The sequence below is a fragment of the Achromobacter sp. SX5 genome, from assembly GCF_056711425.1.
In genome coordinates this window covers 1866651-1887655 of the sequence record NZ_CM160041.1, presented here as the reverse complement: position 1 = coordinate 1887655, position 21005 = coordinate 1866651, and the positions used below count along the sequence as shown (strand labels likewise).

Here is a 21005-nt window from a genome sequence, read left to right as displayed (position 1 = left end):
TCTGTGGCACGCCCCAACCGGACCGCCACCATGGATTTCCGTCACCTGCAGCAGTTCCTCGTCCTGGCCGAAACGCTGAACTTCCACCGCGCGGCCGAAAAGCTGCACATGTCGCAGCCGCCGCTGTCGGTGTCCATCCGCAAGCTAGAAGAGACCGTGGGCGTGCCGCTGTTCATCCGCGGACGCCAGGGCGTCAAGCTGACCGAAGCCGGCCTGGCGGCGCTGGACGAGGCGCGACGCGCCCTGTTCCATGCCGAACAGTTCCGCCAGGCCGCGCGCGCCGGCGCGGCCGGCGAAGGCGGCACGGTGCGCATCGGCTTCGTGGGCTCGGCCACCCACGCGGTGCTGCCGCGCATCCTGCCGCCGTTTCGCCAGCGCTATCCGGGCGTCAACGTGGTGCTGCGCGAAGCCACGTCGATACGCATCATGCAGGAGCTGGAAGAAGACACGCTGGAGATCGGCATCGTGCGCGTGCCGGTCGCGATGGGCTCGAACGTGCGGCTCACGCCGCTGACCACCGAGAACTTCGCGCTGGCCGTGCCCAAGACGCATCCGCTGGCGCGGCGCGGCCGCATCCGGCTGGCGGACCTGGCCGACGAAGCCTTCATCATGTATACCGCCGACGAGGCGGCCGGCCTGCGCATGGCCGCCATCAACGCCTGCCAGCTGCGCGGTTTCACGCCGCGCATCACGCAGGAGGCGGTGCAGGTGCAGACCCTGCTCAGCCTGGTCGAAAGCGGCCTGGGCGTGGCCCTGGTGCCGGCCGGCGGCCGCCGCCATCCAGGCACCAACGTGGTCTACAAGACGCTGGCCGATTTTCCCGGCGACGCCACCATCGGCATTTCGCTGGCCTGGAACCCGGCCACCGAACGCAGCGCCGCCCGCAACCTGCGCGCCATGGCCAGCCAGGCCTTCCGTGACAAGGCGATGAAATAGTCAAGCCGAAAAAACCACAGGGAAGCGGGCGGCTTGCGGCAACACGGCCGACCGGCTTAGGATGGAGCATGGTTCGACTTCACCAGCGATTCGGGAGCACATCGTGAAGACAGTTGCTGAGCTTCTCAGGGAAAAGGCCAACCAATCCGTCGTGACGGTCTCGCCGGACGCATCGGTCTACGACGCAATCAAGACCATGGCCGAACGCAGCATAGGCGCCGTGGTGGTAGTCCAGGGCGACGCGGTCCTGGGCATGCTGACCGAGCGCGACTACGCCCGCAAGATCGTTCTGCAGGACCGCTCGTCGCGCACCACCAAGGTCCGCGACATCATGACCGACTCGGTGTATTACGTGGGCCGCGCCGACACTCGCGAACACTGCATGGCGATGATGACCGAAAGGCACTTCCGCCACCTGCCGGTGATCGAGGACGGCAAACTGATCGGGCTGCTGTCCATCGGCGACCTGGTCAAGGACGTGATGAGCGAACAGAAATTCATCATCCACGAACTCGAACGCTACATCACCGGCGAACGCGGCTAGCCCGCCAGCGTCCTGAAGGCCGGCACGATCAGCCCCAGGCCGGCCGCCAGCAGCAGCATGAACACCAGGCGCTTGACGGTCTGCATCGAGCCGGCCGTGGCGTAGCGGCGCGCCACCCAGGTCACGCCGATCACGATCGGCAGCGCCAGCACGCTCAGCCAGAACGAGGACGCCATGAATTCGCCCTGTCCCGTCACCAGGGTCAGGCGCGCCATCGCGTTGACCGAGAACAGGATCAGCAGGCTGTTGCGGATGGCGGCCAGCGGCAGCGGCTGGCGGTACAGGTGATAGACCATGGGCGGCCCGGCGCTGGAGAACAGCCCGCCCAGCACGCCCGACACGGCGCCGAAGAACAGGAACGACCCGCGCGAGGACACCTGCGCCAGCGGCTGTGCGCGCGCCACCAGCAGGACGGCGCAGGCCACGATGGTGCAGCCCAGCAGCAGCTGCAGCAGCACCGCCATGGAACCGCTGATCCACGCCAGCGCGGTCACGCCCACGCCCACGCCGACCAGGCTGCTAAACATGGCAGGCCGGATCAGCGACCAGTTCACCTGCGGCCTGGCCCGCGCCAGCGTGACGGCGGCGTTGACCAGCGACAGCACGCTGACCACGTTGGCCACCTCGGCCACGGAGGCCAGCTGGAACACGCCCGACAGGCCCAGCAGCACCAGGCCGAAGGCGAAGCCCGTCATCGTCTGCGCATAGGTGGCCAGCGCCACGCAAACCAGGAACAGCAAGTGTTGGGAAATACTCATTGCTAGGGGTAGAGCCTGACCTGCCTCGGCTCTGCCCGGCGCCGCGCGGGACGGCGGCATGGGAGCGGATCGACGGGGGAACGGCGTACTAGGGGATGGGCGATTTTCAGGCGGCGATGATAGCATCGGCCCGCGCACCGTCGCTCATGTTTTGTCACAAATGGATGCGCTCATGCACGCGGCCCCGCCCGCGGTCCGCTATCCTTGCCGCCCTGCCTTCCGCTCGCGCCCCGCTATCCGCGCCCCTACTTGCGCCCATGACGCCCCGACAGACCACGATCAATACGGTGACCCTGACCTGCTCCACCTGCGGCAGCGCGCAGTTCACCAAGCTGGACACCAACGAATACCGCTGCAGCCACTGCCATGCCGTGACGCTGGTGGAAGACAACGTCGCCCAGCGCCTGGAGAAGATCCTGCGCAACATGCAGCAGCCGGCCGCCAAGCCGCGCTCCGGCAGCGTGGCCGCGGCCGCCGTCGCCGTGGCGCTTGCCGTCGCGATTCCGGTGGCAGCGGTGCTGCTGACCGAAGGCGGCCGCAGCAGCACCGTGCGCCAGCCGGCGCCTGCGCCCGCGATCGACGTTTCCCTGGTCAAGCTGACCGACGTGCGCGAAGTGCAGACCCGCGGCGGCCGCCAGCTCGTCATGATGGTGCGCAACGAGACCGGCAGGAAAATCGACATGCCGCGCGTCACTGCCTCGTTCTTCCAGGGCGAGCTGTCGCTGTCCTCGGCCTCGGGATCGGCGCCGGCGCGTTCGCTGGAGCCGGGCGAATACGCGCCGCTGACGATCCAGGCGCCGGACAAGGCCTACACCCGCTACGCCCTGGAAGTGGCCAGGCCCATGCCCGCGCGCGGCAAGAACAACGCCGTCACCGCCAGCCGGGTCCAGCTGGTGCGCAACGACGGCAGCTACCGCCTGGTGGGCCTGCTCAAGAACGAAGGCGCCGAGGCGGCCAACAGCAGCCAGGTCACGGTCATGCTGTACGCCGACGACGGAACCCTGATCGGCATCGGCAACGGCTACGGCTCGGCCAGCCCGCTGGCGCCGGGCGCGCTGACCGCCTTCGACGCGCGCTGCGAAATGCTGGCCGACAGGCCGGTGGCTTCTTACGACTACATGGTGCAAAGTGAACGCTAGCCATTCCCATTCCGGACGCCTGTCCCGGCCGGCCATGGCCGCGCTGGGGCTGATCCTGCTTGCCGCCGGCGGCTACGCGCTGTGGAAATACACCGCCATCCTGCCCTGGAGCACGCGCGCCGACGCGCCCGCCTCCGCCGCGCCGCGCGAGGAAGCCCCGCGCGAGAGCGCCCCGGCCACCCGCATCGTGCGGGTCAGCCCGGCCAACGTGCGCGTCATCGACCACGTGCGCCTGAGCACGGAGGAACTGCTGGACCCCGGCTTCGCGCTCTTCGACCCGGCCGCGCTCAAGCTGTCGGCGCCGCGCCGGCTGCTCGACGAAATCGAACGCCCGGTCCTCTACGCCGAACTGGTCAACACCAGCAAGGAATACGTGATGCTGGCGCCCAAGGCCGAGATCACGGTGTACGACGGCTCGCGCGCGCTGGACCTGCGGCAGTCGTGGAGCCTGCCCGCGCGGCTCTATCCGGGCGAACGGGTGCCGGTCGCGCTGACCGGCCGCGTCGAGCGCTACACCGAAGTCAAGACCGACTGGCTGCCGGCCAAGCGCGCCGCCCTGCCCGGCCCGCGGCCGCAGCTGGCCGTGACCGTGGAGAACACCGAGGCCGCGGTCGGCACCGGCACCCTGAACTTCACCTACCGCTATCGCTACAAGTACGTCACCGTCCACGGACGGGTGCGCAACGACAGCGCGGCCGAGGTCGAGAACGTCAAGCTGTGGGTCAGCCTGTACGACGCCCAGGGCCAGTTGACCGGCGCCACCTTCCAGACGCCGCGCGTGTCCCGGCTCAAGCCCGGCGAGAGCGCGCCGTTCCAGGCGCACGTGAAGCAGCATGGCGCCAATTTCGCCCGGGTGGAAATCGTCTACGACGCGGACGCGCGCTAGCGCCGCCTTGCGGCCCGCCCGGGGTCGCGCTTAAGCAACGTCTATCATGCCAAGTCTTATATAAGATATAAGACATTTGCCTGCGCCCCCCTCTTCCCTCTACAATTCGGGCCGACAACCCTTCTTCCAACCCGACTTTGAGCAGGCCTCACATGCTGGATAACTATCGCCAACACGTTGCCGAACGCGCGGCTCTGGGGATTCCCCCGCTGCCCCTTACGGCCAAACAAACCGCTGAACTGATCGAACTGCTGAAGAACCCGCCCGCCGGCGAAGAGCAGAACCTGGTCGAGCTGTTGACCCACCGCGTGCCGGCCGGCGTGGACGATGCCGCCAAGGTCAAGGCCTCCTACCTGGCCGCCGTGGCGCTGGGCAAGGAAAACTGTGCGCTGGTCAGCCGCGCCAAGGCGACGGAACTGCTGGGCACGATGCTGGGCGGCTACAACATCGGCCCCCTGATCGAGCTGCTGGACGACGCCGAAATCGGCACCATCGCCGCCGACGCGCTGAAGAAGACCCTGCTGATGTTCGACGCCTTCCACGACGTGAAGGAAAAGGCGGACAAGGGCAACGCCAACGCCAAGGCCGTGATGCAGAGCTGGGCCGACGCCGAATGGTTCACCAGCCGTCCGGAACTGCCGGAAAGCCTGACCATCACCGTCTTCAAGGTGCCGGGCGAAACCAACACCGACGACCTGTCGCCGGCTCCGGACGCCACCACCCGCCCCGACATCCCCATGCACGCCCTGGCGATGCTCAAGAACAAGCGCGAAGGCGCCGCGTTCCAGCCGGAGGAAGACGGCAAGCGCGGCCCGGTGCAGTTCATCGAATCGCTCAAGGAAAAAGGCCATCTGGTGGCCTACGTCGGCGACGTGGTCGGCACGGGCTCCTCGCGCAAGTCGGCCACCAACTCGGTGCTGTGGTTCACCGGCGAAGACATCCCCTTCGTGCCGAACAAGCGCTTCGGCGGCGTGTGCCTGGGCGGCAAGATCGCCCCGATCTTCTACAACACCATGGAAGACGCGGGCGCCCTGCCGATCGAGCTGGACGTCTCCAAGATGGAAATGGGCGACGTGGTCGAACTGCGCCCCTATGAAGGCAAGGCTCTGAAGAACGGCGAAGTGATCGCCGAGTTCCAGGTGAAGTCCGACGTGCTGTTCGACGAAGTGCGCGCCGGCGGCCGCATTCCGCTGATCATCGGCCGCGGCCTGACGGCCAAGGCGCGCGAAGCGCTGGGCCTGGCGCCCTCGACGCTGTTCCGCCTGCCCAAGGACCCCGCCGACAGCGGCCGCGGCTACACCCTGGCCCAGAAGATGGTCGGCCGCGCCTGCGGCCTGGCCGAAGGCAAGGGCATCCGCCCGGGCACCTACTGCGAACCGAAGATGACCTCGGTCGGCAGCCAGGACACCACCGGCCCCATGACCCGCGACGAACTGAAGGACCTGGCCTGCCTGGGCTTCTCGTCCGACCTGGTGATGCAGTCGTTCTGCCACACCGCCGCCTATCCGAAGCCCGTGGACGTCAAGACCCACCACACGCTGCCGGAATTCATCAGCACCCGCGGCGGCGTCTCGCTGCGCCCGGGCGACGGCGTGATCCACTCGTGGCTCAACCGCATGCTGCTGCCCGACACCGTCGGCACCGGCGGCGACTCGCACACGCGCTTCCCCATCGGCATCTCGTTCCCGGCCGGCTCGGGCCTGGTGGCCTTCGCCGCCGCCACCGGCGTGATGCCGCTGGACATGCCTGAATCGGTGCTGGTGCGCTTCAAGGGCAAGATGCAGCCCGGCGTCACGCTGCGCGACCTGGTCAACGCCATCCCGCTGTACGCGATCAAGCAGGGCCTGCTGACCGTGGCCAAGCAAGGCAAGAAGAACATCTTCTCGGGCCGCATCCTCGAAATCGAAGGCCTGCCCGACCTGAAGGTGGAACAAGCCTTCGAACTGTCGGACGCCTCCGCCGAACGTTCGGCCGCCGGCTGCACGGTGCGCCTGAACAAGGAACCGATCATCGAGTACATCAACAGCAACATCGTGATGCTGAAGTGGATGATCGCCAACGGCTACGAAGACGAGCGCACGCTGGGCCGCCGCATCAAGGCCATGGAAGCCTGGCTGGCCGATCCCAAGCTGCTGGAGCCGGACGCCGACGCCGAATACGCCGCGGTCATCGAGATCGACCTGGCCGACGTGCACGAGCCCATCGTGGCCTGCCCGAACGACCCCGACGACGTCAAGACGCTGTCGGACGTGGCCGGCGCCAAGATCGACGAAGTGTTCATCGGCAGCTGCATGACCAACATCGGCCACTTCCGCGCGGCTTCCAAGCTGCTGGAAGGCAAGCGCGATATCCCGGTCAAGCTGTGGGTCGCTCCGCCCACCAAGATGGACGCCACCCAGCTGACCGAGGAAGGCCACTACGGCGTGTTCGGCACGGCCGGCGCCCGCACCGAAATGCCGGGCTGCTCGCTGTGCATGGGCAACCAGGCGCAGGTCCGCGAAGGCGCGACGGTCATGTCGACCAGCACCCGCAACTTCCCGAACCGCCTGGGCAAGAACACCAACGTGTACCTGGGTTCGGCCGAACTGGCCGCGATCTGCTCGAAGCTGGGCCGCATCCCGACCAAGGACGAGTACATGGCCGACATGGGCGTCATTAACAAGAGCGGCGACCAGATCTACCAGTACCTGAACTTCGACAAGATCGCCGACTACAAGGACGTGGCCGACGTCATCGAGGTCTAAGCACCCGCCAGGCCCGCGCCTGCAAGACGGCCCCGGAGAGCGATCCGGGGCCGTTTTTCATTTGCGGCCGCCCTGCGCGGCGTCCGGTTGCCTCGCATACACGACCAGGCGAAGATGCCGGTCCTCGTCGATGGTCAGCGAAGTGTGCTCGTAGGGCTCGGCCCGGCCGTCCATCGCCAGGGTGCGCACGCCGCTGCATGGCGCATGCACGTCATGCTTGCGCCACCATGCCTTGAACTCCGGCGACACCTGCTGCAGCTCGTCGACCAGCTCGTGGATGTCGGCTTCCTGCGTGGCGCGCGCGAAATCGCGGCGAAAGCTCGACAACATCAACGGCGCCTGTGCTTCCCAGTCGTGCACGCGCTCGCGCAGCAAGGCATCGGTGAACAGCATCCACAGCAGGTTGCGCCGCCCGGGCGCATGCGAACCGAAGGCGAACATGGCGTCGGCCAACGCGTTGTAGCCCAGCACGTCCCAGCGCAGATTGAGCACGAAGGCCGCATGCGGCAGATCGTGCATCAGGCGCGCCACCAGCGGCGGCAGTTCGCACCAGGTCTTGCCGGGTTCGGCGGGCGGCCGTTCGTGGGCCAGCAGGAACAAATGGCGGCGTTCGGCGGCGTCCAGTTTCAGCGCGCGCGCCAGGTTCTCCAGGAACGCGGCGGACACGCCGATGTCGCGCCCCTGCTCCAGCCAGGTGTACCAGGTCAGTCCGACCCCCGCGAGCGCGGCGACCTCTTCGCGGCGCAGGCCCGGCGTGCGCCGCCGCCCGCCGCTGGGCAGGCCCGCATCCGCGGGCGACAGGCGCTCGCGGCGCGCGCGCAAGAAGGCGGCAAGGTCGGCGCGGGTACGTTCCAGGGTGCGCATGGCTTATCTCATTGCTTTAAGTAATAGCATAAACGGTTAAATTGTAATTGCTTAACCAGGCCAGCAGAATGATTGCCTCTCTATTCTGGATAAGCAAGATGAACCCGCATTCCTGTATTTCCGCGCCGCCCGCGGGCGCGCTCGCCGCCCCGCCCTGGCTTGGCCTGTCCGTGCTGCTGCTGGGGGGCTTCGTCACCATCTTCGACCTGTTCGTGGTCAACGTCGCCATCCCCGCCATGCAGGCCGGACTGGGCGCCAGCTTCGCGCAGATAGGCTTCATTGTGGCCGGCTACGAGCTGGCGTTCGGCGTGCTGTTGATCACGGGCGGGCGGCTCGGCGATCTGTATGGGCGGCGCCGCCTGTTCGCCGTCGGCATGGCCGGATTCACGCTGGCCTCGGCGCTGTGCGGGCTGGCCCCCGACGCCGGCTTCCTGATCGGCGCCCGGGTGTTGCAGGGCCTGGCGGCCGCCTTGCTGTTCCCGCAGGTGTATGCGTCCATCCGCGTCAATTTCGAGGGCGAGCACGGCCGCCGCGCCTTCGGCCTGCTGGGCATGACGCTCGGCCTGGCGGCCATCGCCGGACAGGTGCTGGGCGGCTGGCTGGTGCACGCGGATCTGTTCGGGCTGGGCTGGCGCAGCATCTTTCTCATCAACGTGCCGATCGGCCTGGGCGCCATCGCGGCCGCGCGGCGCATTCCGGAATCGCGCGCGCCGCAGCGTCCGGCGCTGGACTGGAGCGGCGTGCTGCTGGTCAGCCTGGGACTGGCGCTGCTGCTGGTGCCGCTGATCGAAGGCCCCGGACAGGGCTGGCCCGCCTGGAGCCTGTGGGCGCTGGCCGCGTCGGCCGCGCTGCTGGCGGCGTTCTATCGCCACCAGGAACGGCGGCGCATCGCGGGCGGCCTGCCGCTGGTGGACATGCGCCTGTTGGGCGAACGGCGCTTCGCACTGGGCGCGCTGCTGGTGCTGCTGATCTATTCCACTTCCAGTTCGTTCTTCCTGTGCTTCGCGCTGCTGACGCAGACCGGACTGGGACTGGACCCCTTCGTGGCGGGCAGCATATTCGCCCCATGCAGCGTGGGCTTCGTCGCCGCCTCGCTGGCCGCGCCCCGGCTGGTGTCGCGCTGGGGCATCCGGGCCATCGCCGCGGGCGCGCTGGCCTATGCCGCGTCGCTGGCGGTGCTGATCGCGCAGGTGTCGGCCGCGGGCGCCGGCCTGGAGCCGCTGCGGCTGATTCCGGCGCTGATCGCGGTGGGCGCCGGCCAGGGCATCATCATGACGCCGCTGCTGAATCTGGTGCTGGGGTTCGTCAGGCAATCGCAGGCGGGCATGGCGGCGGGCGTGGTCTCCACCGTGCAGCAGGTCGGCGCGGCGCTGGGCGTGGCGGCGGTCGGCATTCTGTTCGGCGCGACGCTGGCCGACGGCGTTGCGGCGGCCCGGGCGGACCAGTACGTCTCGGCCTTCGTGGCGGGCATGCTGTACAACCTGGGCGCCGCCTTGCTGGTTTGCGTGCTGTTGCGGATGCTGGCGAGCATCCAGCGGGAGGCGGGTCGATAGCGGCGCACTGCGATACGTTTCAATACAATCGCAACACCCGTCTACATAGCCCCGGAGGAAATCCCGCCAATGACCCGGCTCCTGCTGCCGCCGCTGCTGCTGGCGCTCGCCGGCTGCGCCACCGCGCCGCCGTCCAACCCGGAGAACATCTGCGCCATCTTCCGCGAAAAGCCGGACTGGCACGACGCCGCGCTGCGGGTGCAGAAGAAATGGGGCGCGCCGGTGGCGGTGCCGATGGCGATGATGTACCAGGAATCCTCGTTCAAGCAGGACGCGCTGCCGCCGCGCTACTACTTCCTGGGCTTCATCCCGTGGGGCCGGGTCAGCTCGGCCTACGGCTACGCCCAGGCCAAGGACGAAACCTGGGCCGACTACAAAAAAGACGCAGGCGGCTGGGGCGCCAGCCGCGACGACTTCGCCGACGCGCTGGACTTCATGGGCTGGTACATGAACAAGACCCAGCGCATCAACGGCGTCTCCAAATGGGACGCCTACGGCCAGTACCTGAACTATCACGAAGGCTGGACCGGCTACCGCAACCGCAGCTACGAGCGCAAGGCCTGGCTCAAGACGGTGTCGGGCAAGGTCCAGGCGCGCGCCGAGAAATTCAGCGCGCAGTACAAGAGCTGCGAAGCCAGCCTGACGCGCGGCGGGTGGTTCTGGTGAGGGCCGGGGCCGCGCCCTAGAAATCCATGCTCGCGCTCAGCGAGAAGGTGCGCGGCCCGCCCAGCGCCAGATAGCCGTTGCCGGGATACCCGCCCACCGAGGACCAGTAGTTGCGGTTGGCGATGTTGTCCACGCGCGCGCGCAGGGTCAGCACGTGGCCGTCCACGTCCATCATGTAGCGCAGGCCGGCGTCGAAACGGGTCCAGCCCGGGACCTTGAGCGTGTTGGCGTCGTCGGCGTAGGACGAGCCGGTATAGACCACGCGGCCGTCCACCGCCAGGCCGGGCACGCCCGGGATGTCCCATTCCACGCCCAGGTTGGCCTGGAAGCGCGGCACGCCGATCACGCGGTTGCCGTCGATGGAGGGCGGGCCGGTGGCGCGCTGCTCGGCGTCCAGCCAGGTCAGCCCGCCCAGCAGGCGCACGCTGTTGACGGGCTCGCCGTAGAAGGTCAGCTCGGCACCCTGGTGGCGGTCCTTGCCGGAGATGGTGAGCGCGTTGCTGGCGTCGTACATGGCGCGCGGCCGGTCGGTGGAGAACAGCGCCAGGCCCGCGCCCAGTCCGTCGCCCTCGTACTTCACGCCGACTTCCTTCTGCTTGGAAACGAAGGGCGGCAGGCTCTGGCCGACGTTGGGCACCGGCTTGCCGCCGGCCATGGCCGGGGCGGTCGGGCCTGCCGTCAGGGCCTCGATGTAGTTGGCGTACAGCGAAACGTCGGGCGCGACCTTGACCACCAGGCCGGCGGCCGGCGAATTGTGGCTGGCGTCATAGGCGCTGCTTTCGTTGCCGGTGTTGTACGCGTACGCGCGCTGCGACAGGCGCTGGTGGCGGATGCCCGCCGTCAGCCGCACCCGGTCGTCGAGGAACGACAGCGTGTCGCCGATGGCGTAGCTGCTCAGGCGGATGCGGTTCTGCAGCGCCGGATCGTCCAGGTCGTTGCCGCGCAGCGCGCCGGCGCTGAACGCCGGCTTGTCGTACGAAACCGGGTCGTAGATGTTGGTGGGGAACTTGTTGCCGAAGTCCATCACGTAGGCGTTCCTGGTCTTCAGGTCGAAGAACGAGGCCGACACCACGAATTCGTGGCCCACCGGGCCGGTGCGGGCCTTGCCGCGCAGGCCGAACTCGCCGGTGTTGACGCTGTCCTCGCGCGTGTTGTCGAACCGGTAGAAGGTGCCGTCGCCCGTGCTGCCGTTGGTCAGCGTGACATTGCCCAGCGAGTTGGCTTCGTCGCTGCGGCGCATGCCGAAGGCCGCGTAGGCCGTCAGCCGGTCGCTGAAATCGTGTTCGGCGCGCACGGTGCCGAAGAGATCGCGTTCGTTGGAATAGGTCCAGGGCTGCGCGTAGTTAGAACTGGCGTCGGGCGCGTCGGGCACCGTGGTGACCCCGGCGCCCAGCGTGACGTTGGGACGCGCGCGCTTGAGCTTGTTTTCCTGCCAGCCGATGTCGGCCGACAGGCGCGTATCGGCCGAGCGCCAGTCCAGGCCCAGCGACACCAGGCTGGTGCGCGAATGTTCGTCATCGATGCCGGTGTCGCCGCTATGCTGCGCGGCGTTCAGGCGGATGCCGGTGCTGTCGCCCGGACCGAAACGGCGCGCGAGGTCGGTGGACAGCTGGATGCGGCCGCCGCTGGACACGCCGGTGGTGACGCGCGTCAGCGGTTCGTTGGGCGCGCGCTTGGGCACCAGGTTGATCACGCCGCCGATGCCGCCGCCGCCGGGCGCCGCGCCGGTCAGGAAGGTCGAAGCGCCGCGCAGCACCTCCACGCGCTCGAACAGTTCGGTGGCGATGTACTGGCGCGGCAGCAGGCTGTAGAGACCGTTGTAGGCCACGTCGTCCGAGCCCAGAATGAAGCCGCGGATGAAGTACGACTCCTGGAAATTGCCGAAGCCCCGCGCCACGCGCACGCCAGCGTCGTTCTGCAGCACGTCGCCCACGCTGCGCGCCTGCCGGTCCTGGATCAGCTCGTTGGTGTAGCTGGTGATGCTGAACGGCGTGTCCATGATGTCCTGCGTGCCCAGCACGCCGATGCGCCCGCCGCGGGCCACCTGCCCGCCCGCGAACGGCGCGGCCAGGCCGCCGGCCGAGGCGTCGGCGCTGGCTTCGACGGTAATGGCGTCCATGGAAACCACCGGCTCCTGGCCGGTGGCGGAAGAGGCTGCGTTCTGGGCGTAGACGGAAGCGCAGCACGGCAGCGCGGCTGCCATGCAGGCTAGGGCTTTGATCTTCATATCGGGATGTCCGCGTGGGCGGGTCTTGAGTGGAAAACTGCAGAATCCCGATCGGCCGGGCTTCAATTCATCCCGGCCATGATACACAAAACGGAATCGTTCTCATTAGTTTTACTAATTACTGAACATGTGAATGTTGTGGTGGGGCAACGTCGATTCCCGTTGTTCGATGGGTCATCAGCTACGCGGGTCGTAATCCTCGGGGGCCATCGGCTCCATCGGAAAATGCGGGCCCGTGCGCTTGCGGAATTCGAACAGAGACCAGTCCGAACTGGTCACGCCGGGGCTGTCGCACTCCACCAGCGCCGATGAGATCGGCACGAATACGGGCCGGCAGTACATGCGCGACTTGACCAGGATGTAGCGCGCCTCGGTGGGCTCCACGCCCAGGCTGCGGAATACGCCCAGGTCCCAGGGCTCGTGGGTGCGTTCGGTGATGACCAGGCGCGCCGCGTCGATGTCGAGCACGGCGCTGCGGCCCATGCAGGCCATCTGCCCGGTGTAGGTGGGCCCCGTGATGAGATATTCGCCGTTGCTGAGCGCCTCCACCCGGCCGCGCAGCGTGACCGGGCGGGCCGGACGACCGATGCTGTCGATGGCGCGCTTGTTGCCCACCGGCAGTTCCACCTGCGCCCCCACGCCGGCGCGCGTGAGCGCAGCGACCGCTTCCGGATCGCAATACAGCCCCGCCACGATGCCGTCCAGTCCCGCGTCCAGCGCCGCCGTCAGCACGTCCATGGTGTCGCAGGTGCCGCCGCTCATGCAGTTGTCGCCGTGGTCCAGCAGCAGCACGGGCCGGCTTGCGCCTTCGGCCAGCTGGCGCGCGCGCGCCAGCGATTGCGCCAGCGGCTCGCTGCGGTACAGAAAGCCCTCGCGGTCGGCCCAGATGGACGCGGCCATGTCGCCGGCGATGCGCTCGGCCTCCTCCTGGCTGCCGTCGGCCACCGCCACCACGCTGAGGCAGGGATGGGGGATGTCGGCCAGCCCGAAGCCGGCCAGCACCGAGACGCCGAGCGCGCCGGCGGCTTCGGCGCGCCGCGCGGCCTCGACGGCTGCGCGCATCGCGCCCTCGCCGGTGTTGCTGCGCAGCGTGTGCGATACCAGCGGCAGCCGGCGCCAGGCCATGAACGGCCTGGTGCGGCCGTCGATGGCGTCGAACAGCAGGCGGCCGGCGTGCTCGCCGGTTTCGTACATGTCGATGTGCGGATAGGTCTTGAAGCTGACGATGACATCGGCGCTGGCGACCATCTTCGGCGTCACGTTGCCGTGCAGGTCCAGCGCGACCGCGATGGGCGCGTCCGGCGCCGCGCGGCGCACGCGTTCGAGCAGGTCGCCTTCGCCGTCGTCGGTGCTTTCCACCGCCATCGCGCCATGCAGGTCCAGCAGGATGGCGTCGCAGCCCGGCGCGGCCGCGACGATGCGCGCGCACAGGGTTTCGTAGGCGTCGGCGGCCACCCGGCCGCTGGGATAGGCGGTGGCCGACACCGGCGTCACCAGCTGCGCGCCGCGCGCCTCGGCCAGGTCGATGAACGCCGCCATCGCGGTGCGCTTGCCGTGGTTCTCGGCATAGGCCTCGGCGTCGAAGGTCGGCCCCGCCACGCCGAAGGCCGACAGCGGCGTGGGCACCGGCGAGAAGGTGTTGGTCTCGTGGTTCATGCGGGCGATCAGGACTTTCATGCCGGCGCTCCCTGGGCGGATTCGATGCGGCCGCAGCAGCGCAGCATGGCGTGCAGCAGCACGTTGCAGCCGGCCTCGAGGTGTCCGGGTTGCGCATCCTCGATCTCGTTGTGGCTGATGCCGTCCTTGCACGGCACGAAGATCATGGCGGTGGGCGCGACCCGCGCCATGTAGACCGCGTCGTGGCCGGCGCCGCTGATCACGTCCAGCGAATCCAGCCCCAGCGTGCGCGCGCCGTCGCGCACGGCCTGCACCAGCCGCGGCTCGAAGGGCTGCGGCGGGAAGTACACCACTTCCTTGCGTTCGACCTCGAAGCGGCCCGGCTGGGCCAGTTCGTCGCAGGCCCGCGCCAAGGCCGCGGCCATGCTGTCGAGCGCGGCGTCGTCGGCCGCGCGCAGGTCCACGGTCAGCGACACCCGCCCCGGAATCACGTTGCGCGAATTCGGATAGCCGTCGATGCAGCCCACCGTGGCGCGGCCGTGCGGGGCGTGGTCCAGCGCGATCCGGTTGACCGCCAGCACCAGCTGCGAGGCCGCCACCAGGGCGTCGCGGCGCAACTCCATCGGCGTCGGGCCGGCATGCGCCTCCTGGCCGGTGATGGTGATGTCGTACCAGCGCTGGCCCAGCGCGCCCTGCACCGCGCCGATGGTGATGCCGTGCGCCTCCAGGATCGGCCCCTGCTCGATGTGCGCCTCGAAATAGGCGCCCACGGCCCTCGGGCGCGCCGGCTCCGGTCCGGCATAGCCGATGGCGCGCAGCGCGTCGCCGACGCTGACGCCGTCGCGGTCGCGCGCGGCCAGCGCGTGTTCCAGCGTGAAGGCGCCGGCATAGACGCCCGAGCCCATCATCACCGGCACGAAGCGCGACCCTTCCTCGTTGGTCCATACCACCACTTCCAGCGGCGCCTCGGTGACGAGGCCGCGCTGGTGCAGAGTGCGCAGCACCTCGATGCCGGCGAGCACGCCGTAGTTGCCGTCGAACTTGCCGCCGGTGGGCTGGGTGTCGATGTGGCTGCCGGTCATCACCGCCGGCAGGTCGTCGCGCAGGCCGGCGCGGCGCATGAAGATATTGCCGATGGCGTCGACCCGCACGGTGCAGCCCAGCTCGCGCGCCCAGCGGCAGACCAGGTCGCGCCCCTGGCGGTCCAGGTCGGTCAGCGCCAGCCGGCACACGCCGCCCTTTTCGGTGGCGCCGATGCGCGCCAGTTCCATCAGCGACGCCCACAGGCGCGCCCCGTCGATGCGGATGCCGCTCACGGCCTCCAGTGCGTTCATTTCCATGATGATTTCCTCGTAGATCTCAGACCCCCACCCCCAGGTAGCGGTCTTTGACGTTCTCGTCCGCCATGAATTCCGCATTGCTGCCCTGGTAGACGATGGTTCCCTGTTCGATGACGAAATGCCGGTCGGCCAGCTGGGTACAGACCTCCAGGTTCTGTTCGACCAGCAGGATGGTGACGCCGGCGCGCTTGATGGACTGGATCTGCGCCACGATTTCCTCGACGATCACCGGCGCCAGGCCTTCGACCGGCTCGTCCAGCATCAGCACGCGCGGATGGTTCATGAGCGCGCGCCCGATGGCCAGCATCTGCTGCTCGCCGCCGGACAACTGGCCGCCGCCGTTCTTGCGCCGCTCCTTCAGCCGCGGAAAGATGCGGTAGACATCTTCCAGCTGCCACGGCGAATCGCGGCGCATGCCCAGCTTGAGGTTTTCCTCCACCGTCAGCAGCTTGAAGATGCCGCGGTGTTCGGGCACCAGGCACACGCCCATGGCGGCGATGCGGTGGGCCGGCATCCCGGCGATGTCGCGCCCGCCGAAGCGCACCGCGCCGGCCTTGGGCGCGATCACGCCGGCGATGGTCTTGAGCGTGGTGGACTTGCCCGCGCCGTTGCGCCCCAGCAGCGTGACCACCGTGCCCTGCTCCAGCTGCAGCGACACCCCTTGCAGGATGTGGCTCTTGCCGTAGTAGCTGTGTATGGCGTCGACGTCCAGGATCATGCCCGGCCTCCCGTGATCATGTTGCCCAGGTACGCGGCGCGCACCCGTTCGTCGCTGCGGATGGCGCCGGGCGGGCCTTCGACCAGCACCCTGCCCTGCTGCATCACCGTGACGGTGTCGGAGATGTCCATGACGATGTTCATGTTGTGCTCGATCAGCACCACCGTATGGTCGTCGCGCAGGCTGCGGATCAGGCGCTTCATCTCTTCCAGGTCGTCCACCCCCATGCCGGAGGTGGGCTCGTCCAGGAAGATGGCGCGCGGCCGCGCGGCCAGCGCCATGCCCACTTCCAGGCGCCGCTGCTGGCCGTGCGACAGCGCGCCGGCGGCCACCTGCGCCAGGCGCGGCAGGCCCAGGCGTTCGAGCGCGGCGTCGACCACCTCGCGCTGCGCCCGCGCCCCGGTCGGCGGATGCCAGCAATCGAACGCGCCGGCGCGGTGCGCGCCCTGCGCCGCCAGCCGCAGGTTCTCGCGCACCGACAGATTGGCGAACAGGCTGGTGACCTGGAACGAACGGGCGATGCCGCGCTGCACGCGCTGGTGATCGGCCTCCTGCGTGACGTCCTGGCCGTCGAACACGATGCTGCCCTCGCTGGCGCGCAGCGTGCCGGTCAGGATGTGGAACAGCGTGGTCTTGCCGGCGCCGTTGGGGCCGATCACCGAATGCACCGTGCGCGGCCGCACCTCCAGGTCGACCCCGTGCAGGGCCACGAACTTGCCGAAACGCTTGACGATGCCGCGCGCCTGCAGCAGCGGCGTGGAAGCAGCCTGGTTCATGCGCGGTTCTCCTCGACGGCGGACTGCCCGCCGGGACGGCGCCGCAGCGCCAGCCAGATGCGTTCGCCCAGGCCCCACAGCCCTTTCTGCATGAACAGGCTGACGGCGATCAGCAGAAAGCCCAGCAGCATCAGCCAGCGCGGCCAGAGCGTGGAGAGCCAGTCGGCGGACAGCACATAGAACGCCGCGCCCAGCACCGAGGCGAACAGATTGCCGGTGCCGCCGATGACGGTCATCACCAGGATCATTTCGCTGCTGTGGTATTCGATGCTGGAGAGCGGCGCGATGCCGGTCATCATGGCCAGGAAGGCGCCGGCCAGCGCCGTCACCGCCCCGGAAATGGCGAAGGCCGCCAGCTTGAACAGGCGCACGTCGTAGCCCACCGCCATGGCGCGCGCCTCGTTGTCGCGGATCGCCAGCAGCGTGCGGCCGAACACCGAATTGGTCACCCGCAGCAACAGCCAGAACACCGCCAGAAAGCACGCGGCCACGAAGGCGTAGAAGCGCCAGGGCGTGTCCAGCGGCAGGATCTCCAGCCCCGCCACCGACAGCGGCGGACGCGGCACGTCCAGCAGGCCGTTGTCGCCGCCGGTCAGATCCGGCAGGCTGTAGGCCAGGAAATAGAACATCTGGGCGAAGGCCAGGGTCAGCATCACGAAATACGCGCCGCGCTGGCGGATCGCGAACCAGCCCACCAGCGTGGCCGCCAGCGCCCCCACCGCCATGGCCGACAGCAGCGCCAGCGGCATCGGCATGCCGGTGCGCGTGAGCAGCAGCCCCGCCGCGTAGCTGCCCAGGCCGAAGAAAATGCCCTGCCCGAACGACAGCAGCCCGGTAAAGCCCAGCAGCAGGTTGCAGCCCAGCACGGCCAGGGCGTAGATCAGCACTTCCGCGGCCAGCGAACCCGACTGCATGACGAGCGGCAGCAGCAGCGCCACGGCCAGCGCCAGCAGCAATTGCGCGTGCGATTTCAAGCGCGTCATCATCCTCTCCCCATCAGGCCGTGAGGCCGCAGCAGCAGAACCGCGGCCATCGCCACATAAATCATCAGCCGCGCGCCTTCCGGCCACAGCGTGCTCATCACGCTCTGCACCACGCCGATCAGAAGGCCGCCGACCAGCGCGCCGAAGAAACTGCCCATGCCGCCGACCACCACGATGACGAAGGCGATGCCCAGGGCCTCCACGCCCATGAAGGGCTCCACCCCGCGGATAGGCGCGGCCAGCACGCCGGCCAGCGCCGCGGTGGCCGCGCCCAGCGCGAACACCAGGCTGAACATGCGGAACACGTTGATGCCCAGCATCGACACCATCTCGGTGGACTCGCTGCCGGCGCGCACCGCGCTGCCCAGCCGCGTGCCTTCCAGCACGTACCAGAGCAGCAGCGAGAACACGGCGGTGAAGCCGATCACGAACAGGCGGTACTTGGGATAGATGAAGCTGCCCCACATCACCACGCCCTGCAGCGAGGCCGGCACGGCCACGTTGTCGCCGATCGGCCCCCACACCACGATGACCAGTTCCTGCAGCACCAGGGCCAGGCCCACGGTGATGAGGATGTGGAACTCGTGCGCCTGCGCGTAGACGTGACGCAGCACGATTTTTTCGGCGGCCCAGGCGCATGCGCCCACCAGCAGCGGCACCACCGCCAGGGCCAGCCAGAAGTCCAGCCCCCATTCGATGGCCTGGAAGCAGAAGTAGGCGCCCAGCAGATAGAACGCCCCGTGGGCGAAGTTCACGAAGCGCAACAGACCGAAGACGATGGACAGGCCGACTGCCAGCAGGAAGTACAGCATGCCCACTCCGATCCCGTTGATGACCTGGAGCAGATAGACGTTCATGGAAAAGCCCGGAAGAAGTGGCGCCGGGCCGCGGGACGGCGCCCGCGGCCTCCCTGGGTCGGGCTGCTAGAGCTTGCAGCCGGTTTCCGCGGGCGGCAGGAACGAGCGGCCGCTATGCACGATCTCGGCGTAGTCGTCCTTGTCCTTCATGTCCTTCTTGGCGCGTCCCTTGAGCAGGTAGTAGTTCTTCATGACCTGGTGGTCGGCCTTGCGGATCTCCTCCGGCCCGGTCAGCCCTTCGTAGGCCATGCCTTCCATCACGGCGACCACCTTGGCCGGGTCGGCGCTGCCGGCCTTGACGATGGCGTCGAGCATGATGCGGGTGCAGATGTAGGAGCCCGCCAGGCTGTAGTTGGGATTGGCGCGGGTCTTTTCCCGGGAGAGCTTGACCAGCTCCTTGTTCAGCGGGCTGTCGATGCCGTGCCAGTACTGCGCGCCGAAATACACGCCTTCGCACAGGTCGGCGCCCAGGCTTTCGAACTGCTCCAGGCCGGACGCCCAGGCCACCAGGATGGTGCAGTTCTGCTTCATGCCGAAGCTGACCGCCTGGCGCAGCGTGTCGGACGACTGCGAGCCGAAGTTCAGGATCAGCAGCACGTCGGGCTTGGCGGCCAGCGCGTTGGTGAGGTAGCCGCTGAATTCCTTTTCGGTCAGCGAGTGATAGCTGTTGCCGACGTGCTCGATGCCTTTTTCCTTGAAGATGGCCTTGGCCGCGTTGAGCAGGCCGTCGCCGAACACGTATTGCGGCGTGATGGTGTACCAGCGCTTGGCCTTGGGCAGTTTTTCCAGCAGCGGGCGCACGGTCTGCTCGATGGCGCCGAAGGTCGGCACCGACCAGCGGAAGGTCGCCCGGTTGCAGTCCTTGCCGGTGATCTCGTCGGCGCCGGCGGTGGTGATGAACACGCCGCCGGCGCGCTCGATCTCCTTGCCCATGGCCAGCGCTTCGGACGACAGGATGCCGCCGGCGAAGAACTTGACGCCTTTCTGCTGCGAGACTTCCTGGACCTTGCGCACCGCCGTGGCCGGCTTGCCCTCGGTGTCCAGCACGGTATAGGCCAGCGGCCGGTCCAGCGCGCGGCCGTACTGCTCCAGCGCCAGCTTCATACCCAGGTCGGCGTATTTGCCGTTGGCGGCGAACGGGCCCGACATGGGCACGGGACAGCCGAACTGGATGGCCTCGGCCGTCTTGGCCTGGGCCAGCGCGGACCGGGCGGTCCACAGCGATCCGGGCAGGGCGCCGAGCGCGGCGATTTTCAACAGGTTGCGGCGATTCAAGATGATTCTCCCCTGGACGCCGCGGACTGCCGCCGCGGCATGTTGACGATGTCGGGAGCGCCCCATGCGCGTCCCCCTTCCGACTCTGTCTGCTCCAAGCTGCGGGCCGGCCGGCCCATACCGCGATCCTATTTATCATGATAAATAGGATAATTATCATGATCAGATTGCGGGTCCGGCCCTGTCAATACCGGCCGCATCAGGTATAACCCTGGGCCGCGGCCCGTCCCGCAGCAACGGAGAAACGCGATGGCGTTCGACAGTCAGGACCTACCGGCAGGCGGCATCGCGAGTCCGCCCAAGCGCAGCGATCTGGTCGCCGAAGAGATCAAGCGGCTGATCACCGCCAAGAACCTGCTGCCCGGCGACAAGCTGCCGCGCGAAAGCGAGCTGCAGAGCATGTTCTCGGTCAGCAAGAGCACCATGCGCGAGGCGCTCAAGTCGCTGGAGGTGCAGGGGCTGGTTAAAGTCAGCACCGGCCCGGGCGGCGGCGCCACCGTGGTCGAGGTGCCGCTGGACCGCACCTTCCAGCTGATGCAGAACTACCTGTTCTTCAAGGAAGTCAGGATCGAGGACATCTACCAGGTGCGCCGGCTGCTGGAGCCGGAGCTGGCGGCCAGCGCCGTGCCTTTCCTGACCGAGGCGCACTTCGCCGCGCTGCAGGAGAACATCGCGTGCTGCGATCCCAGCGCCGGCCACGTGCACGACCCGCTGGCCCAGCGCCAGGAAGAAATGAACTTCCATGACATCCTGGCGTCGGTCTGCCCCAATCCGTTCCTGCGCTTCAGCTGCGAAATGACCAACGAGATGATCCGGCAGCTGACGGTGTTCGACAACGACATGCCGCTGGCCGAACAGCAGCGCTTCGGCAGCGCCAACACGGGCTTTCACCGCCAGATCCTGGCCGCGGCGCGCGAGCGCGACGTCGAGAAAGTGCGCGCGCTGATGAGCGAACACATGCAGGACGCGATGCGCTCGGTCAAGCGCATGCACGGCAAGCTCGAAGGCCGCCTGATCCTGGATTCCGAAATGTCGCGGCGCAACGCCGCGCGCAACGTCCGCCGCGTGCGCCGCCGGAAAACGTCCTGATTCTCGCGGCCGGGCCGTCCGCCCCGGCGTTGC

General features: G+C 68.2%; 18 protein-coding genes. 8 read left to right on the top strand and 10 right to left on the bottom strand.

Annotated features, from left to right (window positions below):
* The first annotated feature begins 30 nt into the window (after positions 1-30).
* Together AC1M14_RS08900 and AC1M14_RS08895 are read left to right on the top strand one after the other, a co-directional pair.
* Positions 31-936 (top strand): LysR family transcriptional regulator, encoded by a 906-nt coding sequence (locus AC1M14_RS08900; protein WP_102772413.1) that lies wholly within the window; start codon positions 31-33, stop codon positions 934-936.
* 103 nt (positions 937-1039) lie between these two features.
* Complete coding sequence (locus AC1M14_RS08895; protein WP_102772414.1) at positions 1040-1480, top strand: CBS domain-containing protein; 441 nt, start codon at positions 1040-1042, stop codon at positions 1478-1480.
* On the opposite strand, the gene AC1M14_RS08890 is transcribed toward AC1M14_RS08895, so the two are convergent.
* Complete coding sequence (locus AC1M14_RS08890) at positions 1477-2238, bottom strand: TSUP family transporter (RefSeq protein ID WP_102772415.1); 762 nt, start codon at positions 2236-2238, stop codon at positions 1477-1479. The genes AC1M14_RS08895 and AC1M14_RS08890 overlap by 4 nt on opposite strands.
* 257 nt (positions 2239-2495) lie before the next feature.
* On the opposite strand from AC1M14_RS08890, the gene AC1M14_RS08885 reads away from it, so the two are divergent.
* The 3 genes from AC1M14_RS08885 to acnB all read left to right on the top strand — a co-directional run bounded on the left by AC1M14_RS08885 (position 2496) and on the right by acnB (position 7007).
* Positions 2496-3377 carry an FxLYD domain-containing protein gene (locus AC1M14_RS08885; protein ID WP_479731424.1) on the top strand — a complete coding sequence of 294 codons (882 nt, stop codon included), beginning with the start codon at positions 2496-2498 and terminating at the stop codon, positions 3375-3377.
* The gene (locus AC1M14_RS08880; protein WP_479731423.1) at positions 3367-4263 is read left to right on the top strand and encodes an FxLYD domain-containing protein; all 897 of its coding nucleotides are present in this window, start codon (positions 3367-3369) and stop codon (positions 4261-4263) included. Before AC1M14_RS08885 ends, AC1M14_RS08880 begins: the two co-directional genes overlap by 11 nt.
* 152 nt (positions 4264-4415) lie before the next feature.
* Positions 4416-7007 (top strand): bifunctional aconitate hydratase 2/2-methylisocitrate dehydratase, encoded by a 2592-nt coding sequence (gene acnB, locus AC1M14_RS08875; protein ID WP_111824653.1) that lies wholly within the window; start codon positions 4416-4418, stop codon positions 7005-7007.
* Between the two features lie 57 nt (positions 7008-7064).
* Here the strand turns inward: acnB and AC1M14_RS08870 are convergent, their stop codons facing one another.
* Complete coding sequence (locus AC1M14_RS08870) at positions 7065-7871, bottom strand: helix-turn-helix transcriptional regulator (RefSeq protein ID WP_102772419.1); 807 nt, start codon at positions 7869-7871, stop codon at positions 7065-7067.
* A 98-nt stretch (positions 7872-7969) separates the two neighbouring features.
* On the opposite strand from AC1M14_RS08870, the gene AC1M14_RS08865 reads away from it, so the two are divergent.
* Both AC1M14_RS08865 and AC1M14_RS08860 read left to right on the top strand, forming a co-directional pair.
* Complete coding sequence (locus AC1M14_RS08865) at positions 7970-9424, top strand: MFS transporter (protein WP_479731422.1); 1455 nt, start codon at positions 7970-7972, stop codon at positions 9422-9424.
* 69 nt (positions 9425-9493) lie between these two features.
* Positions 9494-10090, top strand: a complete 597-nt coding sequence (locus AC1M14_RS08860) for a transglycosylase SLT domain-containing protein (protein WP_102772421.1) — start codon at positions 9494-9496, stop codon at positions 10088-10090.
* Positions 10091-10106: 16 nt separating this feature from the next.
* Here AC1M14_RS08860 and AC1M14_RS08855 read toward each other — a convergent pair whose 3' ends face one another.
* The 8 genes from AC1M14_RS08855 to AC1M14_RS08820 all read right to left on the bottom strand — a co-directional run bounded on the left by AC1M14_RS08855 (position 10107) and on the right by AC1M14_RS08820 (position 19883).
* On the bottom strand, positions 10107-12317 hold the full coding sequence (locus tag AC1M14_RS08855; protein WP_479731421.1) for a TonB-dependent receptor: 2211 nt from the start codon (positions 12315-12317) through the stop codon (positions 10107-10109).
* Between the two features lie 177 nt (positions 12318-12494).
* Positions 12495-13994: a M81 family metallopeptidase gene (locus AC1M14_RS08850; protein ID WP_479731420.1), complete on the bottom strand. Its 1500-nt coding sequence runs from the start codon at positions 13992-13994 to the stop codon at positions 12495-12497.
* On the bottom strand, positions 13991-15274 hold the full coding sequence (locus AC1M14_RS08845; RefSeq protein WP_102772423.1) for a Zn-dependent hydrolase: 1284 nt from the start codon (positions 15272-15274) through the stop codon (positions 13991-13993). The genes AC1M14_RS08850 and AC1M14_RS08845 overlap by 4 nt, the downstream gene beginning before the upstream one ends.
* 19 nt (positions 15275-15293) lie before the next feature.
* Entirely contained in the window at positions 15294-15992 is a 699-nt protein-coding gene (locus AC1M14_RS08840) for an ABC transporter ATP-binding protein (RefSeq protein WP_479731419.1), read from the bottom strand.
* Complete coding sequence (locus AC1M14_RS08835) at positions 15989-16768, bottom strand: ABC transporter ATP-binding protein (protein ID WP_102772425.1); 780 nt, start codon at positions 16766-16768, stop codon at positions 15989-15991. Before AC1M14_RS08835 ends, AC1M14_RS08840 begins: the two co-directional genes overlap by 4 nt.
* Positions 16765-17751: a branched-chain amino acid ABC transporter permease gene (locus AC1M14_RS08830; RefSeq protein ID WP_102772426.1), complete on the bottom strand. Its 987-nt coding sequence runs from the start codon at positions 17749-17751 to the stop codon at positions 16765-16767. Before AC1M14_RS08830 ends, AC1M14_RS08835 begins: the two co-directional genes overlap by 4 nt.
* A complete protein-coding gene (locus AC1M14_RS08825) occupies positions 17751-18608 on the bottom strand; it encodes a branched-chain amino acid ABC transporter permease (protein WP_102772427.1) in 858 nt (285 codons plus the stop codon). Before AC1M14_RS08825 ends, AC1M14_RS08830 begins: the two co-directional genes overlap by 1 nt.
* A gap of 66 nt (positions 18609-18674) precedes the next feature.
* The gene (locus AC1M14_RS08820; protein ID WP_102772428.1) at positions 18675-19883 is read right to left on the bottom strand and encodes an ABC transporter substrate-binding protein; all 1209 of its coding nucleotides are present in this window, start codon (positions 19881-19883) and stop codon (positions 18675-18677) included.
* Positions 19884-20132: 249 nt separating this feature from the next.
* On the opposite strand from AC1M14_RS08820, the gene AC1M14_RS08815 reads away from it, so the two are divergent.
* Positions 20133-20972 carry a FadR/GntR family transcriptional regulator gene (locus tag AC1M14_RS08815; protein ID WP_111824647.1) on the top strand — a complete coding sequence of 280 codons (840 nt, stop codon included), beginning with the start codon at positions 20133-20135 and terminating at the stop codon, positions 20970-20972.
* Positions 20973-21005: the final 33 nt, after the last annotated feature.

Coding starts and splice junctions, on each gene's coding strand:
- AC1M14_RS08900 (WP_102772413.1), top strand. CDS start 31: ATGGATTTCCGTCACCTGCAGCAGTTCCTCGTCCTGGCCGAAACGCTG.
- AC1M14_RS08890 (WP_102772415.1), bottom strand. CDS start 2,238: ATGAGTATTTCCCAACACTTGCTGTTCCTGGTTTGCGTGGCGCTGGCC.
- AC1M14_RS08885 (WP_479731424.1), top strand. CDS start 2,496: ATGACGCCCCGACAGACCACGATCAATACGGTGACCCTGACCTGCTCC.
- acnB (WP_111824653.1), top strand. CDS start 4,416: ATGCTGGATAACTATCGCCAACACGTTGCCGAACGCGCGGCTCTGGGG.
- AC1M14_RS08870 (WP_102772419.1), bottom strand. CDS start 7,871: ATGCGCACCCTGGAACGTACCCGCGCCGACCTTGCCGCCTTCTTGCGC.
- AC1M14_RS08865 (WP_479731422.1), top strand. CDS start 7,970: ATGAACCCGCATTCCTGTATTTCCGCGCCGCCCGCGGGCGCGCTCGCC.
- AC1M14_RS08860 (WP_102772421.1), top strand. CDS start 9,494: ATGACCCGGCTCCTGCTGCCGCCGCTGCTGCTGGCGCTCGCCGGCTGC.
- AC1M14_RS08855 (WP_479731421.1), bottom strand. CDS start 12,317: ATGAAGATCAAAGCCCTAGCCTGCATGGCAGCCGCGCTGCCGTGCTGC.
- AC1M14_RS08850 (WP_479731420.1), bottom strand. CDS start 13,994: ATGAAAGTCCTGATCGCCCGCATGAACCACGAGACCAACACCTTCTCG.
- AC1M14_RS08845 (WP_102772423.1), bottom strand. CDS start 15,274: ATGGAAATGAACGCACTGGAGGCCGTGAGCGGCATCCGCATCGACGGG.
- AC1M14_RS08840 (WP_479731419.1), bottom strand. CDS start 15,992: ATGATCCTGGACGTCGACGCCATACACAGCTACTACGGCAAGAGCCAC.
- AC1M14_RS08835 (WP_102772425.1), bottom strand. CDS start 16,768: ATGAACCAGGCTGCTTCCACGCCGCTGCTGCAGGCGCGCGGCATCGTC.
- AC1M14_RS08830 (WP_102772426.1), bottom strand. CDS start 17,751: ATGACGCGCTTGAAATCGCACGCGCAATTGCTGCTGGCGCTGGCCGTG.
- AC1M14_RS08825 (WP_102772427.1), bottom strand. CDS start 18,608: ATGAACGTCTATCTGCTCCAGGTCATCAACGGGATCGGAGTGGGCATG.
- AC1M14_RS08815 (WP_111824647.1), top strand. CDS start 20,133: ATGGCGTTCGACAGTCAGGACCTACCGGCAGGCGGCATCGCGAGTCCG.